Below are 15,386 nucleotides of genomic sequence, written 5' to 3'. Positions count from 1 at the left end.
GGGCGGTGTTGTCTCCGGGGCGACCCGGGCCGGGTGAAGATCGGCGGCCCGGGTCGCGGTCCCGCTCGGGCTGGCCTAATGTTCGAGGGGTCGGCGACGTACGGGCCGGGAGGGGGTGTCGCGGGTGGGCCTGCGGACCTTTCTCGAGGGCTGGCCGGTCTACCGGCAGCTCACCGGCACCGACCCGCTGGGCCGGGGCGCCGCGGCGCAGTCCGGCCGGTCGGCGGCGCTGACCGCCCGCACCGAGACCGCCGACCGGGTGGCCCGCTCGGTCTGCCCCTACTGCGCGGTCGGCTGCGGCCAGCGCGTCTACGTCAAAAACGACGAGGTCACCCAGATCGAGGGCGACCCGGACAGCCCGATCTCGCGGGGCCGGCTGTGCCCGAAGGGGTCGGCCAGCAAGAGCCTCGTCACCAGCCCGCTGCGGCAGACGAAGGTCCGCTACCGGCGGCCCTACGCCACGGACTGGGAGGATCTGGAACTCGACGTCGCGCTCGACATGATCGCCGACCGGGTCCTCGCCGCCCGCGCGCAGACCTGGGAGGACGCCGACGCGCGGGGCCGCCCGCTCAACCGCACCCTGGGCATCTCGAGTCTGGGCGGCGCGACGCTGGACAACGAGGAGAACTACCTCATCAAGAAGCTGTTCACGGCGATGGGGGCGCTCCAGATCGAGAACCAGGCGCGCATTTGACACTCCGCCACCGTCCCCGGTCTGGGGGCCAGCTTCGGTCGCGGTGGTGCGACGGACTTCCAGCAGGACGTCGCCAACGCTGACGTCATCGTCATCCAGGGCTCGAACATGGCCGAGGCCCACCCGGTGGGCTTCCAGTGGGTGATGGAGGCCAAGCGGCGCGGCGCCAAGGTCTTCCACGTCGATCCGCGGTTCACCCGCACCAGCGCGCTGGCCGACACCTACCTGCCGATCCGGGCGGGTTCCGACATCGCGCTGCTCGGTGCCGTGGTGCGCTACATCCTGGAGAACGAGCTGGACTTCCGGGAGTACGTGCTGGCCTACACCAACGCCGCGACGATCGTCAGCGAGCGGTTCGTCGACACCGAGGACGGCGACGGGTTCTTCTCCGGCTTCGACCCGGAGACGGGCAGCTACGTCCAGGACTCCTGGCAGTACGCGGGCCACGAGGACGACTCCGGCAGCGGGCACACCGCGAAGGAGCGGGACTCCGCGGCCGGGCTGCGCCACGAGTCGCACGGCGCCGAGGTGGGCGGCGCCACCGAGCGCGACGAGACGCTGCAGCATCCGCGTTGCGTCTACCAGATCCTGAAGCGGCACTTCGCCCGCTACACCCCGGAGATGGTGGAGCGGGTCTGCGGCATCCCGCCGGAGAGGTTCCTGGAGCTGGCGCGGGCCTGGACGCAGAATTCCGGCCGGGAGCGCACCGGCGTGCTGATCTACTCGGTCGGGTGGACGCAGCACAGCGTGGGCGTGCAGTACATCCGCACCGGCGCGATCATCCAGCTGCTGCTGGGCAACATGGGCCGCCCCGGCGGGGGGATCCTGGCCCTGCGTGGGCACGCCAGCATCCAGGGCTCCACCGACATCCCGACGCTGTTCAACCTCCTTCCGGGCTACCTGCCGATGCCGCACCACGCCGACCACCCCACCTTCGACGAGTGGGTGCACAGCATCCGGCACCCGGGTCAGAAGGGCCTCTGGGGCAACGCCCGCGCGTACGCGGCGAGCCTGCTCAAGGCGTACTGGGGGGACGCGGCGACGCCCGAGAACGACTTCGGCTACGGATACCTGCCCCGGATGACCGGTGACCACGGCACGTACCAGCAGGTGCTGAACATGATCGACGGGAAGGTGCGTGGCTACTTCCTGCTGGGGCAGAACCCGGCGGTGGGCTCGGCGCACGGGCGGGCACAGCGCCTGGGCATGGCCAACCTGGACTGGCTGGTGGTGCGTGACCTGTTCATGATCGAAAGTGCCACGTTCTGGCGCAACGGCCCCGAGGTCGCCACCGGCGAGATCGTGCCGCAGGAGTGCAGGACGGAGGTGTTCTTCCTGCCGGCCGCCTCGCACGTGGAGAAGGAGGGCACCTTCACCCAGACCCAGCGGTTGCTGCAGTGGCGGGAGAAGGCCGTCGAGCCGCCGGGCGACGCCCGCTCCGAGCTGTGGTTCTTCTACCATCTCGGGCTGCGGCTGCGCGAGAAACTGGCCGGCTCCGACCTGCCACGCGACCGGGCGCTGCTCGACCTGACCTGGGACTATCCCACGCACGGCCCGCGCGCCGAGCCGAGCGCGGAGGCGGTGCTGCGCGAGATCAACGGCTACGAGGTGGCGACCGGCCGTCCGCTGTCCGGCTTCGCCGAGGCCCGCGACGACGGCTCCACCGCCGTCGGCTGCTGGATCTACTCCGGGGTGTACGCCGACGGGGTCAACCAGGCGGCCCGGCGCAGGCCCGGCCCCGAGCAGGACTGGGTGGCCGCCGAGTGGGGCTGGGCGTGGCCGGCGAACCGGCGCACCCTCTACAACCGGGCCTCCGCCGACCCGCAGGGCCGGCCGTGGAGCGAACGCAAACGCTACGTCTGGTGGGACCCGGACGCCGGGGAGTGGACCGGCTACGACGTGCCGGACTTCGAGCGGACCAAGCCGCCCACGTACCGGCCGCCCGAGGGCGCGTCCGGCCCGGCGGGGCTCGCCGGCGACGACCCGTTCGTCATGCAGGGTGACGGCAAGGGCTGGCTGTACGCGCCCAGCGGGGTGCTCGACGGCCCGCTGCCGACGCACTATGAGCCGGCCGAGTCACCGGTGCGCAACCCGCTCTACCACCAGCAGGCCAACCCCACCCGCAAGGTGTACGCGCACCCGGTGAACTCGGTGAACCCGAGCCCGCCGCAGGAGCACAGCCAGGTCTTCCCGTACGTGTTCACGGTCAGCCGGCTCACCGAGCACCACACGGCCGGCGGGATGAGCCGCACGGTGCGGCCCCTCGCGGAGCTGCAACCGGAGATGTTCGTCGAGGTGTCGCCGGAGTTGGCGGCCGAGGTGGGCGTGGCGCACCTCGGCTGGGCGCACCTGGTCAGCGGCCGGACGGTGATCGAGGCGAAGGTGCTCGTCACCGACCGGCTCAGCCCGCTGCGGGTGGACGGCCGGGTGATCCACCAGGTGTGGCTGCCGTACCACTTCGGGTTCGAGGGCCTGGTGACGGGCGACTCGGCCAACGACCTGTTCGGGATCACCCTGGACCCGAACGTGCTGATCCAGGAGAGCAAGATCGGTACCTGTGACGTGCGTCCGGGCCGGCGGCCCACCGGTGCGGCCCTGCTGGACATGGTGGCCGACTACCAGCGGCGGGCGGGCATCGTCCCCGGCCATCCCGCCCCCAACCTCACCCCGGACGCGGTTGCGCCTCCGGCCCCCGCGGACGGCGCCGGGGAGGGCCGCGATGCTTCCTGACCCGCACAGCCTGTCCGGGCCGCTGGACCCCGCCCCGGAGGCGGGCTGGACCGACGCCCCGCCCCGCATGGGTTTCTTCACCGACACCAGCGTCTGCATCGGCTGCAAGGCCTGCGAGGTGGCGTGCAAGGAGTGGAACGGCGTCCCCGCCTCGGGGCTGGACCTGCTCGGCATGTCGTACGACAACACCGGCGCGCTGACCGCGAACTCGTGGCGGCACGTGGCGTTCATCGAGCAGCCCCGCCCGGCGGGACACCGCGGCGCCCCGTTCGCCGGCACCCCGACGGCCGGGTCGGTGAGCGCCTCGTCGGCGGCCGTGGCGGCCGGGGTCGGTAACCCCAGCGGCACCGACCCGGGGGTGCCGCCGGGCTCGGCGTCCGCCGCCGCCCGGATGGCCGGCAGCCCCGCCCCCGCGACCACGGCACCCGCGCCCGCGTCGGTGTCCGGGGGTGTGGACCCGACGCCGGGCGGCCGGTCCGGCGGGCCGGAGTTCCTGGGCATGCCCGGGGCCGAGCCGCCGGGGCGGGCCGGCGGCGCCCAGGGGCGCACCGACTTCCGCTGGCTGATGATGTCGGACGTGTGCAAGCACTGCACGCACGCGGCCTGCCTCGACGTCTGCCCCACCGGCTCGCTGTTCCGCACCGAGTTCGGCACGGTGGTGGTGCAGGAGGACATCTGCAACGGTTGCGGCTACTGCATCTCCGCCTGCCCCTACGGCGTCATCGACCAGCGCAAGGACGACGGCCGGGCGTGGAAGTGCACGCTGTGCTACGACCGGATCGGCGCCGGCGGGACGCCGGCGTGTGCGCAGGCCTGCCCGACCGAGTCCATCCAGTACGGCCCCCTCGACGAGCTGCGGGAGCGGGCCGCGGCCCGCGTGACGACGCTGCACGAGCGGGGCGTGCCCGAGGCGCGGCTCTACGGGCACGATCCGGACGACGGTGTGGGCGGCGACGGTGCGTTCTTTCTGCTGCTCGACGAGCCCGAGGTGTACGGGCTGCCCCCGGACCCGGTGGTCACCACCCGGGACCTGCCGAAGATGTGGAAGCGGGCCGGCCTGGCCGCGCTGGCGATGGCGGCGGCGGCCGTCGTGGCGTTCGCGGGCGGCTCCGCGTGAGCCCGGACCGCCCGGTCGGCGAGCGGTTCCGCCGCTTCCGTGACCGCCTCACCGCCACCCCGGGTGAAGCCGCACCGCCGGCGGGCCCAGGCGAGGCCCGCGCTGCGCCCGACCGGGGCGGGCGGCGTCGCGGCGGGCGGGCCCGCCGGGGCGGCGAGGAACTGACCGTCCCGGAGGCCGAGTTCACCTCCTACTACGGCCGGCCGATCCTCAAGGCGCCGGTGTGGAAGTGGGACATCGCCGCCTACCTGTTCACCGGCGGGCTGGCCGCCGGGTCGTCGCTGCTCGCGGCGGGCGGGCAGGTCACCGGCCGCCCCGCCCTGCGCCGGGCCGGCCGGGTCGCCTCGCTGGCGGCGATCACGGCCAGCACCGTCTTCCTGATCAAGGACCTGGGGCGACCCGCCCGGTTCCACCACATGCTGCGGGTGGCCAAGCCCACCTCGCCGATGTCCGTGGGCACCTGGATCCTCGGCGTGTTCGGGCCCGCCGCGGGCCTCGCCGCGGTCGCCGAGGGCGCGTCGTGGCTGCCGGAGCGCGGCCTGCCCGGGCTCGTGCGGCGGGTGCTGCCGCCGATCGGGCACGCCGCCGGGCTGGCCGCCGCGGCGAGCGCCCCGGCGCTGGCCACGTACACCGGGGTGCTGCTCGCCGACACGGCGGTGCCGTCCTGGCACGAGGCGTACCCGCACCTGCCGATCATCTTCGCGGGCAGCGCCCTGGCCAGCGGCGCGGGCGTGGGGCTGCTCGCCGTGCCCGCCGGGCAGGCCGGGCCGGCGCGCCGGATGGCGGTGGCGGGCGCGGCCCTGGAGCTGTACGGCGCACACCGCGTGGAGACCCGGCTCGGGTTGCTCAGCGAGCCCTACCGGGTCGGGTCCGCCGGCCGGCTGCTGCGCGCCGGCCGGACGCTCACCGCGCTCGGGGTGGCCGGCGCGCTGCTGGGCCGGCGCAGCCGGACGCTCTCCGCCCTGTCCGGCGCGGCCCTGCTGGGCGCGTCGGTGGCGACCCGGTTCGGCATCTTCCACGGCGGTGTCGCCTCGGCGAAGGATCCGAAGTACACGGTGCTGCCGCAGCGCGAGCGCCTCGAGCGGCGGCGCGGCGCGGCCGGCTGACGGCTGACGGCTGCCCGCGCCCGGCGGCCCGGGTTGTGGTTCACTGCTGCGTGGAGGCGTTCAGGCGGCTGGTGCCCCTCCCGGTCTTCAAAACCGGTGTGGTCCGGGATCCGGGCCAGGCGGGTTCGATTCCCGTCCGTCTCCGCCAGGCTGCGGAAGAGGGGGCCATGGGGGACGTCGCGGTCGATCCGCGCCGGCGGGTGCCGCGCACCGACGCGCTGCTCGCCGACCCCCGGCTGGCCGCCGCGGTGAGCGCCCTGGGCCGCGACCGGGTCAAGGCCGCCGTCCGCCACGCCCAGGCCCGGGCCCGCGCCGGCGAGATCGCCCCCGAGGCGGTCCGCGACGCCGCCCTGGCCGCCCTGCCGGCGCCGACCCCGGCGGCCGTGCTCAACGCGACCGGGGTGCTCCTGCACACCAACCTGGGACGCGCCGCGCTGTCGGCCGCCGCCGTCGCGGCGATGGTCGCCGCCGCCGGGCACACCGATGTCGAACTGGACCTGCGCACCGGGCGGCGGGCCCGGCGCGGCCGCGACGCCCTCGACGCCCTCGCGGCCGCGGTGCCCGACGCGGGCGCGGTGCACGTGGTCAACAACGGCGCCGCCGCGCTGGTGCTCGCCGCCACCGCGCTGGCCGCCGACGCGGAGATCGTCGTCAGCCGGGGCGAGCTGGTGGAGATCGGTGACGGCTTCCGATTGCCGGACCTGCTGGAGAGCACCGGCGCCCGGCTGCGCGAGGTCGGCACCACCAACCGCACCACGCTCGACGACTACGCCGCCGCCCTCGGCCCCCGCACCGGCTTCGTGCTCAAGGTGCACCCCTCGAACTTCCAGATCACCGGCTTCACCTCGGCGGTGCCCGTGCGGGAGTTGGCCACCCTGGGCGTCCCGGTGGTCGCCGACATCGGCTCCGGGCTGCTCGCGCCGGACCCGCTGCTGCCGGCCGAGCCGGACGCCGCCGGCGCCCTGCGGGCCGGGGCGGCGCTCGTCACCGCCAGCGGCGACAAGCTGCTCGGCGGGCCGCAGGCCGGGCTGCTGCTCGGCGACGCCGGCCTGGTCGCGCGGCTGCGCCGCCATCCCCTCGCCCGGGCGTTGCGGGTGGACAAGCTGACTCTCGCCGCGCTCGCCGCCACCCTCGCCGACCCGGCCACCCCCACCCGGGAGGCGTTGCACGCCGACCCGGGTGCGCTGCGGGCGCGCACGGCGCGGCTGCGCGACGCGCTCGCCGCGCGCGGCTGTGCGGCGGAGGTGGTGGCGACCGGCGCGGTCGTCGGCGGCGGCGGGGCGCCCGGCGTCGAGCTGCCCTCGTGGTCGCTGAGCCTGCCCGAGCGGTACGCGGGCCCGCTGCGCGTCGGCGACCCGCCGGTGCTCGGCCGGGTGGAGCGCGGGCGGCTGCTGCTGGACCTGCGTGGCGTGCCCGCGGCTGCCGACGCTGCGCTGCGCGACGCCGTGCTGCGCGCGCGGGGGGAGGGCTGAGCGTGTTCGTGGTGGCCACCGCCGGGCACGTCGACCACGGCAAGTCGACCCTGGTCCGGGCGTTGACCGGGATGGAACCCGACCGGTGGGCCGAGGAACGCCGCCGGGGCATGACCATCGACCTCGGCTTCGCGTGGAGCGCGCTGCCCTCCGGCGTGACCGTCGCGTTCGTCGACGTGCCCGGGCACGAGCGGTTCGTGCCGAACATGCTCGCCGGGGTCGGCCCGGTGCCCGCCGCGCTGCTCGTGGTGGCCGCCGACGAGGGGTGGATGCCGCAGTCGGCCGAGCACCTCGCGGCCCTCGACGCGCTCGGCGTGTCGTACGGGCTGCTGGTGGTGACCCGCGCGGACCTGGCGGACGCGGGGCCGGCGACGGCCCGGGCCCGGGCGGAGCTGGCCGGCACCTCCCTCGGCGGCCTCGACGCGGTCGCCGTCAGCGCGGTGAGCGGTGCCGGCCTGCCGCAGCTTCGCGCGGCACTGGACCGGCTCGCCGCCCGGCTGCCCGCCGCGCGCACCGACGCCCCGGTGCGGCTCTGGGTGGACCGCGCGTTCACCGTCCGGGGCGCCGGCACGGTGGTGACCGGCACCCTCGGCGCCGGCCGGCTGCGGGTGGGTGACGAGCTGGAGCTCGCCGGGGACGCGGAGCCGGTGCGGGTACGCGGCCTGCACTGCCTCGGTGCGGCCCGACCCGAGGTCGCCGCGGTGGCCCGGGTGGCGGTGAACCTGCGCGGCACGCCCCGCGAGCGTCTCGGGCGCGGCGACGCGCTGCTCACCCCCGGCCGGTTCCACCACACGGATCTGCTGGACGTCCGGCTGACCGGCGACCCGACGGCGCGGCTGCCGGCCACCCTGACCCTGCACATCGGTTCGGCGGCGGTGCCGGCCCGGGTCCGGCCGCTGGGCGCGGACACGGTCCGGCTGAGGCTGGCCCGACCATTGCCGTTGCTGGTGGGGGACCGGGCGCTGCTGCGTGACCCGGGCCGTCACCACGTCGTCGGCGGGGTGAGCGTGCTGGACGTCGCGCCGCCCGCGCTGACCCGCCGGGGTGCGGCGGTGGCCCGCGCCGCCGTGCTGGCGACTGTGGACGGGCGCCCCGACCTGGCCGGTGAGTTGCGCCGGCGGCGGCTGGCCCGGGCCGCCGACCTGGTCCGCACCGGCGTCGAGGTCACCGGCCGGCCGGTCGCCGGCGACTGGTTGGCCGACCCGGAGTACTGGCGGGGCCTCGCCGCCCGGCTGGTCGAGGAGGTCACCCGGCACGCCCGGGAACACCCCCTCGAGCCGGGTGCGCCGGTCGAGGCGCTGCGCCAGCGCCTCGGGCTGCCCGAGCGGGCGTTGGTCGAGGCGCTGGTCCGGCCGCCGCTGCGGCTGCACGCCGGGCGGGTCACCGCGGCGGCGGTGGACGCGCTGCCGGCGCCGGTGGCCCGTGCCGTGGCCCGGATCCGCGCCGGGTACGCCGACCGCCCGTTCCGGGCCCCCGAGGCCGAGCACCTCGCCGAGGTGGGGCTGGGTCCCCGGGAGATCGGTGCGGCCGTGCGCGCGGGGGCGTTGCTGCGCCTCGCCGAGAACGTGGTGCTGCCGCCCGGCGCGGTCGACGACGCGGCACGGGTGCTGGCCGGGTTGTCCCAGCCGTTCACGCTCAGCGCCGCCCGGCGGGCGCTGGACACCACCCGCCGGGTCGCGGTGCCGCTGCTGGAGCTGCTGGACCGGCGTGGTGTCACCCGGCGGCTGCCCGACGACACCCGGGTCGTGGTGGCCCGCACGCTTGCGCCGAGGCGGCCGGATCCGGGGCCGGCCCGGCGCTGAAGCCGCCCCGGTGGGGCGGTCGGTCGCCTAGCGTGACGCCATGGACCCTTCCGCGGTCTGGCGGGACCGGCAGCACAGGTGGCGGATCGAGGCGTACCGGGCGCCGGACCTGCGTTTCGCGATCTTCGCCACCAACGGCACCACGGAGTCCGCGCCGCTGTGGCTGTTCGGGATGTCGGCGCTGGCCCGCTGGCTGATGACGCACAGGATCTCCCTCGACGACCTGGAGGTCGACTGACATGGGGGCTCAGCTCGGTCAGCTCGCGCTGGTGGCGGTGCTGGTGCTGGTCAACGCCGCCCTGTCGGGCAGCGAGATGGCGCTGGTGACGTTGCGTGAGGGGCAGGTGCGCCAGTTGGGTCGGCGCAGCCGGTCGGGGGAGCGGCTGGCCCGGCTGGTTCGTGACCCCAACCGTTACCTCGCCACCATCCAGCTGGGCATCACCCTCGCCGGGTTCCTGGCCTCCGCCGCCGCCGCGGTCTCGCTGTCCGAGCCGCTGGTGGGGCCGTTGGGGTTCCTCGGCGGCGCCGCCCGGGGGGCCGCGATCATCGTGGTCACCGTGCTGCTGACGTTCGTCACTCTGGTCGTCGGCGAGTTGGCACCGAAGCGGTTGGCGATGCAGCGCGCGGAGCGTTGGGGGCTGGTCAGCGCCGGCCCGCTGGACCTGCTGGCCCGGCTGTCCCGGCCGGCGGTCTGGTTGCTCAGCAGGGCCACCGACGCGGTGGTGCGGCTCGCCGGCGGGGACCCGCGGGCCAGCCGGACGGAGATGACCGAGGACGAGCTGCGGGAGATGCTGGTCAGCCAGCGGGGCCTGTCCGCGCAGCAACGGGAGATCCTCACCGGCGCCTTCGACATCGCCGGCCGGACGCTGCGGGAGATCCTGGTGCCCCGGCTGGAGGTGACGGTGCTGGCGGCGGGTCTGTCCGCCGCCGACGGGCTGCGTCGCCTCGCCGCCGCCGGCCGCTCCCGCGCCCCGGTCGTCGGGCCGGGCGGCCTCGACGAGGTGTGCGGCGTGGTGCACATCCGCGACCTGGTGGCGGCGGACGCGGCGAGTGTCGCGGACCGGGCGCGTCCGCCGCTGCTGCTGCCCGGCACGTTGCCGGTCTCCGACGCGCTGCGTCGCCTGCGGCTGTGTCACCAGCAGCTCGCCCTCGTCGTCGACGAGCACGGCGGGGTCGACGGGATGATCACCATGGAGGACCTGCTGGAGGAGGTCGTCGGCGAGCTGTACGACGAGAGCGACCGGGACGTGAGCGGGGTGGCCCGGGAGCCGGACGGCTCGCTGCTGCTGCCCGGCGACTTCCCGCTGCACGACCTGCCCGACGTCGGCGTGCGCCTGCACTTCCGGCCGTCGCGGGAGTACACGACGGTGGCGGGGCTGGTGCTGGCCGGGCTGGGTCACCTGCCGGCCGGTCCGGGGGAGACGGTGCACCTGCCGGGGCTGAGTGTGGAGGTGGTGCAGGTGTCCGGCCGGGTCATCCGGCGGGTGCGGCTGCGGGGTTTCTCGACCGGCCCCTGACCGCCGCCCGATCGGGGGAAAACAACCCAAATGCCCTCATTGGCTGGCTTTCTGTGCGTACCGTCCGGGGCGTGAAGGACCGAGGGATGCGGACGTTCGTCACCGTGCTGGCCGGGCTCGCGGTGATCTACTTCGGCACCACCGGCCGCAGCGAGGAGGACGGCCGCGGCGTCTCCGGCGGCCTCGTCGTGCTCGCGCTGCTGGCAGCGCTGCTGGTCTGGCACCTGACGAAGCCGGGCGACAAGACGGTCAAGTAGGTCGGATCACCCCGCGGCGGCGCGGGTGACGTCCCCGGCGGACTCCTCGCCCAGGGCCACCCGCACCAGCGCCGAGGCGAACCGGCCGAAGTCGTCCGGGCCGACCAGCCCGCCCAGCCGGTCCGCCGAGGCGGGCAGCCCGAGCCGCTCCGCCCCGGCCAGGGCCCGCCGGTCGGCGTACGGCCGCAGCTCCGGCCAGACCACCTGCGCCTCGCGCAGGAAGATGTCGGCCCCGGTGGGGCCGATGCCGGGGAACTCCGTCAGTCGCCGGCGCAGCCCGGCCGCCGCGCCGTCGGCGTCGCGGCGCAGCCGGCGCAGGTCACCACGCCAGCGATCCAGACACAGCCGGGCCCCGGTGCCGAGCATCGTCGAGGTCCGCTCGTCGTAGCGGCGGTAGTGGCCCCGACCCAGCGCGTCGACCCGGTCCTGCCAGCTCGCCGCCTCCATCGCCTGCGGGGTGCGGTAGCCGGCGGTGAACAGCTCCCCGGCGGCCGCCACCGCCACCCGGGCGCGGATCCGGGTGCTCAGCAGCGTGGCGAGCACCAACAGCTGATAGAGCGGGGCGGGCCGGTCGGCGAGCGTGATGCCCGCCTCCTGCGCGTACGTCCGGCCCTGCCGCTCGAGCAGGACCCGCACCACCCTACGGTCGTCGCCCACCCTGCCCGGTTACCCGTCCCGCTCCCGCTCACCCCTGCGACCGTGCGCCACCTCGGGTATGGCGCCGGGTCGGCCGGGTAACCGATCCCGGACAGGCCCGAACCCCGGAAGGAGAAACCCGTGGTCAACCCGCAGCAGGAAGAGTTGCGCCGCAACAACAAGGGCGCCACCAGCCAGGACAGCAAGGGCCCGCGCCCGACCGGACACCCGCTCAACCGTGGCTCGTCGCACGGCGACGAGGGGCGCCCGGTGCCCCGTGGGCAGGTCTCCCCGTACGGCCCGACGACCGAGCCGGTCGCCGACGACGAGAGCTGACCGCGTACTAGAGGCGTGGCGGCCGCAGCCGGTTCCAGGTGGCTGCGGCCGCCACGCCGTACGCGAGGTGCGGCACAACGTCGGAGAGCCAGTCCGACCGGCCCCAGGTGCGCGGATCGCTGACCCCGAGCAGGGCCATAGACCCGTCGGACGTCGCCATCACGGCCCCACCGAGCACCCCGGCGGCCAGGGGCAGCGGCAGGCGGCGGCCGCCGAGGACCATGGCGTAACCGACCCCCGCCGCCACGCCGACGCCGTAGCCGAGCAGGGGCCCGAGGCCCGAGCGGCGGTTCGCCGCCCGGTCCCCGGACCCCAGGTCCACGTGTGCCACCCCGGCCAGCCGCCCGGCGGTGTCCTCCGGCGTGCTGCTCGCCGGCCGCGCCCGCAGCACCATGTCCAGGTAGCTGACCACGTTCAGGGCGACGCTACCCACCGCGCCGACGATCGCCCCGTCGACCAGGTTCGTCGCCCTCACTTCGGGTCGCCCGGTTCGCGTTCGCCCTTGGGGCCGTAGGCGCGCTCACCGCGGACGACGCCGCGCTGCCCGCGGTCGGACTGCAGGATCCGGTTGGCCACGTCGTTGGCCTTGTCGTCCGGCACCCGCCGTCCCGAATCGTCGATGGCGTTCCGGATGCGTGCCCGCTGCTTGTCGTACGCGTTGCTGCCCGGCCGTGGTCCTGGCATCGCTGCCTCCTCCGGTCGTCGTCGCCGTTGGCGTACCGCGGTCGTCTACCCGCCTGCGCGGGGACCAACCCCGCGACCGGTTCGCCGCACCGTCGCCGTGCGCCGGGTGGCGGGCGACGTTGTCGCTACTGTCCGTCGGTCGTCTCCACACGGGCGATGAGCTGCTTGAGTCGCGCGATCTCGTTGGCGAGGGCGGTGGTGCCGGCGGCGGTGAGGGTGATCCAGGTGCGACCGCGCCGGCCCTCGTAGCCCTTCTCGACCTCGATCAGGCCGGCCGATTCCAGCACGCTGAGGTGCTTGGAGAGGTTGCCGGCGGTCAGCTCGAGGTGGGTGCGGAGGTAGCCGAACTCGACCCGGTGGGCCTCGTGCGCGATGGTCAGGATGCCCAGCCGTGCCCGCTGGTGCACCACCTCGTCCAGCCCGGTGACCGGGTGCCCGGCGTCCGGGTCCGGGGTGCCGGGCGCGGCTGTCACCGCTGCCGCCTGCGGGCCGCCGTGAAGAACCCGACGGCGCCGAGCAGCAGCACCGCGCCGCTGATGGCTTGCGGCACCGCGAATCGGGCCTCGAGTCCCCAGCCTGCCGGTCCCCAGCCCTCGTTCATCGGCAGCACCAGCAGCACCAGGGCAAGGTAGGCGAGGGTGAACAGCAGCAGCCCGATGTTGCGCTCGATCCGGGCCAGCACCACCAGCGCGACACCGATCATGCTCCAGGGTGAGACCAGCCGGTCCAGCACCAGCCACCAGTACGAGAGTGGCTGCATCGGCTCCGGGTGGCTCGGAAAGTACAGGGCCGCGGCTACCCACGCGGCGGTGAACACGACGGTCGTCGCGGCGCCGGCGATCGCGTACGGCAACACCCGGGCACCCAGCCCGCGCGCCCGGGCAGCCCGCACATAGGAGACGGCGATCGCCGCGTAGGCGAGCAGGAGCGCCGGCGGCCAGTAGTACAGCACGCCCCGGCGGGCGAATTCGCAGCTGGTGTCGGGGTGGCAGTGCGCCGTCATGCCGAGCCAGTCGAACGGGATCCCGACGAACGTCACTCCGGCCAGCACGAGCAGCGCGACCCAGGTCATCCGTTGGTCGAGACGTACCCGGTGTGCCAGGGAGCGAACCTCGGACAGCAGCCGGCGGGGATCGCCGCCGGCGGATATCGGCTCAGTAGTCATGCCAATAGGTTTCCACAGCAAACCTGTCGGCGCTAGTGCCAGATCGGCGCTCGTTCAGCGTGGCGCGCGGATCACCGCGACCGGGCAGTCGGCGTGGTGCAGCAGCGACTGGCTCACCGAGCCCAGCAGCAGCCCGGCTAGCTCCCCGCGCCCCTGCCGGCCGACCACCAGCAGTTGGGCCCGCCGGGACGCCTCGGCGAGCACGGTGGCGGGGCGGCCCCGCGTGGTCTCCCGGCTGACCGGCACGTCCGGCCACCGCTGGGTGAGCCCCGCCAGCGACTCGGCGACCACCCGCTCCTCCTCGGAACGCAGCTCGGTGTCGTCGTACACCAGTGGTCGCATGTCCCCGGGGCCGGTGGAGGTCGGATGCCGGTAGGCGTGCACCGCGACCAGCGCCGCGCCGCGTACCGACGCCTCCTCGATGGCGAACTCCGCGGCGAGCCGGGCCGACTGCGAGCCGTCCACCCCGACGACCACGGGCCCGTCGGGGCGCCCGGTGCCGCGGGCGACCAGCACCGGACAGTCGGCGTACGCGGCGACCTGCACCGCGACGGACCCGACCACCAGTGCGGAGAAGCCGCCGAGCCCCCGGTCGCCGAGCACGATCATCGCGGCGGCCGGCGACTCGCCGAGCAGCACCGCGGCGGCCTCGCCGTCGATGATCTCGCCGGAGATCCGCAGCCCGGGCACCGCCGCCTCGGCCTCGTCCGTGGCGGCGGCGACGACCTGCTCCGCCTGGTGCCGCAGGCCGGCACCGGGCGGACCGGCGGCGGGGGCGTCAACCGGCACGCGCAGCAGGGGCCAGATGAAGGCGTGCACGATCCGCAGCGGCCGGTGCCGGCGGGCGGCCTCGCCGGCGGCGAGCCGCACGGCGCGCAGCGCCGAGTCCGAGCCGTCCACGCCGACGACCACCGCCGCGCCGTTCGCCGAGTTCACCGCCCACCTCCCGCCGGTTCCCGGCCAGTATCGCGGCCGGGAACCTGTCAGCGGGCCGATACCGGGCAGGCCGACGGGTGGGTACGCTGTGCGCGGCTGGTCGAGAGGGAGCGTTGTCGATGGTGGAGCCGCAACAGCCGAGCACCGCGCGCATGATCGACTTCTGGCTCGGCGGCCAGCACCACTTCCCGGTCGACGTGGCCGCCGCCCGGGCCTTCGAGCGGGCGTACGGGCAGTGCGCCCCCGTCTTCCGTGAGCTGCGTGCCTTCCTCGGCCGGGCGGTACGGGCGATCGCCGCGCAGGGGGTGGACGGTTTCCTCGTCTTCGGCGCCGGGGTGCCGACCATGGGCAACGTGCACGAGGCCGTCCCCGACGCCACTGTGCTCTACACCGACGTCGACCCGGTCACCATCCGCCTCGGCCAGCGGCTGCTGGCCGGCAGCGACCGGGCCGGCTACGGCTTCGGCGACGCCAGCGACATCGGCACGATCGACCGCGCCCAGCTGCACCGGTTCGTACCGGGTTGGGGCAGGCGGCCCGTCGGCGTGGTCTTCCTGGGGCTGGCCGCGTTCCTGGACGACGAGACGCTGGCCCGCACCCTCGACGAGCTGTACGAGGCGACCGCGCCGGGCAGCCTGCTCGCGGTCGACTTCGACACCGAGGAGCTGGCCGGGTTCCCGCAGGCCCTCGCGATGATGGGACCGACGTTCCGGGTGCGCCCGCCGGCCGCCTTCGTGCCGCTGCTGGGGCGCTGGGCGCCCACCGCCGACGGCATCGTCGCGATCACGCGTTGGCGCCCGGAGGGGCCGCCGGCGCCGGTGCCGGACGCCTTCCACGGTGGGATCGCCGTACGCGCGGCGCCCTGACCGCCGACCCCACCGCGCGTCCGCGCCGCCCACCACCCACCACCCACCGCTCACCGGCCGTGGCGTCC

General features: G+C 75.4%; 16 protein-coding genes and 1 tRNA gene. 11 read left to right on the top strand and 6 right to left on the bottom strand.

Annotated elements, in window-relative coordinates; genetic code table 11:
* Window positions 1-124 precede the first annotated feature (124 nt).
* From fdh to ACQ452_RS14675, 9 genes are all read left to right on the top strand, one after another.
* The gene (gene fdh, locus ACQ452_RS14715) at window positions 125-3,424 is read left to right on the top strand and encodes a formate dehydrogenase (RefSeq protein ID WP_433384338.1); all 3,300 of its coding nucleotides are present in this window, start codon (window positions 125-127) and stop codon (window positions 3,422-3,424) included.
* Entirely contained in the window at window positions 3,414-4,541 is a 1,128-nt protein-coding gene (locus tag ACQ452_RS14710; RefSeq protein ID WP_433384335.1) for a 4Fe-4S dicluster domain-containing protein, read from the top strand. The genes fdh and ACQ452_RS14710 overlap by 11 nt, the downstream gene beginning before the upstream one ends.
* Window positions 4,538-5,647: an NrfD/PsrC family molybdoenzyme membrane anchor subunit gene (nrfD, locus tag ACQ452_RS14705; protein WP_433384332.1), complete on the top strand. Its 1,110-nt coding sequence runs from the start codon at window positions 4,538-4,540 to the stop codon at window positions 5,645-5,647. Before ACQ452_RS14710 ends, nrfD begins: the two co-directional genes overlap by 4 nt.
* Window positions 5,648-5,699: 52 nt before the next feature.
* Window positions 5,700-5,795, top strand: a tRNA-Sec gene (locus ACQ452_RS14700).
* A gap of 19 nt (window positions 5,796-5,814) precedes the next feature.
* Window positions 5,815-7,119 (top strand): L-seryl-tRNA(Sec) selenium transferase, encoded by a 1,305-nt coding sequence (selA, locus tag ACQ452_RS14695; protein WP_433384329.1) that lies wholly within the window; start codon window positions 5,815-5,817, stop codon window positions 7,117-7,119.
* 2 nt (window positions 7,120-7,121) lie between these two features.
* The gene (selB, locus tag ACQ452_RS14690; RefSeq protein ID WP_433384326.1) at window positions 7,122-8,921 is read left to right on the top strand and encodes a selenocysteine-specific translation elongation factor; all 1,800 of its coding nucleotides are present in this window, start codon (window positions 7,122-7,124) and stop codon (window positions 8,919-8,921) included.
* 40 nt (window positions 8,922-8,961) lie between these two features.
* On the top strand, window positions 8,962-9,159 hold the full coding sequence (locus ACQ452_RS14685; protein WP_433384324.1) for a hypothetical protein: 198 nt from the start codon (window positions 8,962-8,964) through the stop codon (window positions 9,157-9,159).
* A gap of 1 nt (window position 9,160) precedes the next feature.
* Window positions 9,161-10,438 (top strand): hemolysin family protein, encoded by a 1,278-nt coding sequence (locus tag ACQ452_RS14680; RefSeq protein ID WP_433384321.1) that lies wholly within the window; start codon window positions 9,161-9,163, stop codon window positions 10,436-10,438.
* A gap of 71 nt (window positions 10,439-10,509) precedes the next feature.
* On the top strand, window positions 10,510-10,695 hold the full coding sequence (locus ACQ452_RS14675; protein ID WP_210838630.1) for a hypothetical protein: 186 nt from the start codon (window positions 10,510-10,512) through the stop codon (window positions 10,693-10,695).
* 6 nt (window positions 10,696-10,701) lie between these two features.
* Here ACQ452_RS14675 and ACQ452_RS14670 read toward each other — a convergent pair whose 3' ends face one another.
* A complete protein-coding gene (locus tag ACQ452_RS14670; RefSeq protein ID WP_433384318.1) occupies window positions 10,702-11,352 on the bottom strand; it encodes a hypothetical protein in 651 nt (216 codons plus the stop codon).
* 120 nt (window positions 11,353-11,472) lie between these two features.
* On the opposite strand from ACQ452_RS14670, the gene ACQ452_RS14665 reads away from it, so the two are divergent.
* The gene (locus ACQ452_RS14665; RefSeq protein WP_433384316.1) at window positions 11,473-11,667 is read left to right on the top strand and encodes a hypothetical protein; all 195 of its coding nucleotides are present in this window, start codon (window positions 11,473-11,475) and stop codon (window positions 11,665-11,667) included.
* A gap of 7 nt (window positions 11,668-11,674) precedes the next feature.
* Here ACQ452_RS14665 and ACQ452_RS14660 read toward each other — a convergent pair whose 3' ends face one another.
* From ACQ452_RS14660 to ACQ452_RS14640, 5 genes are all read right to left on the bottom strand, one after another.
* Window positions 11,675-12,142 (bottom strand): hypothetical protein, encoded by a 468-nt coding sequence (locus tag ACQ452_RS14660; RefSeq protein ID WP_433384313.1) that lies wholly within the window; start codon window positions 12,140-12,142, stop codon window positions 11,675-11,677.
* Entirely contained in the window at window positions 12,139-12,351 is a 213-nt protein-coding gene (locus ACQ452_RS14655; RefSeq protein WP_121398371.1) for a phosphatidylethanolamine-binding protein, read from the bottom strand. Before ACQ452_RS14655 ends, ACQ452_RS14660 begins: the two co-directional genes overlap by 4 nt.
* A 125-nt stretch (window positions 12,352-12,476) precedes the next feature.
* Window positions 12,477-12,824 carry a transcriptional regulator gene (locus ACQ452_RS14650; protein ID WP_433384310.1) on the bottom strand — a complete coding sequence of 116 codons (348 nt, stop codon included), beginning with the start codon at window positions 12,822-12,824 and terminating at the stop codon, window positions 12,477-12,479.
* Window positions 12,821-13,516, bottom strand: a complete 696-nt coding sequence (locus ACQ452_RS14645; protein ID WP_433384307.1) for a hypothetical protein — start codon at window positions 13,514-13,516, stop codon at window positions 12,821-12,823. Before ACQ452_RS14645 ends, ACQ452_RS14650 begins: the two co-directional genes overlap by 4 nt.
* A 54-nt stretch (window positions 13,517-13,570) precedes the next feature.
* A complete protein-coding gene (locus ACQ452_RS14640; RefSeq protein WP_433384304.1) occupies window positions 13,571-14,452 on the bottom strand; it encodes a universal stress protein in 882 nt (293 codons plus the stop codon).
* A gap of 119 nt (window positions 14,453-14,571) precedes the next feature.
* On the opposite strand from ACQ452_RS14640, the gene ACQ452_RS14635 reads away from it, so the two are divergent.
* The gene (locus ACQ452_RS14635) at window positions 14,572-15,318 is read left to right on the top strand and encodes an SAM-dependent methyltransferase (protein ID WP_433384301.1); all 747 of its coding nucleotides are present in this window, start codon (window positions 14,572-14,574) and stop codon (window positions 15,316-15,318) included.
* The last annotated feature ends 68 nt before the right edge of the window (window positions 15,319-15,386 follow it).

This window comes from Micromonospora sp. KLBMP9576, assembly GCF_050941805.1.
In the GTDB taxonomy this organism is placed as follows: Bacteria; Actinomycetota; Actinomycetes; order Mycobacteriales; family Micromonosporaceae; genus Micromonospora.
The sequence above is the reverse complement of the archived record's forward strand: the minus strand, read 5'-3'. Positions and strand labels throughout refer to the sequence as shown.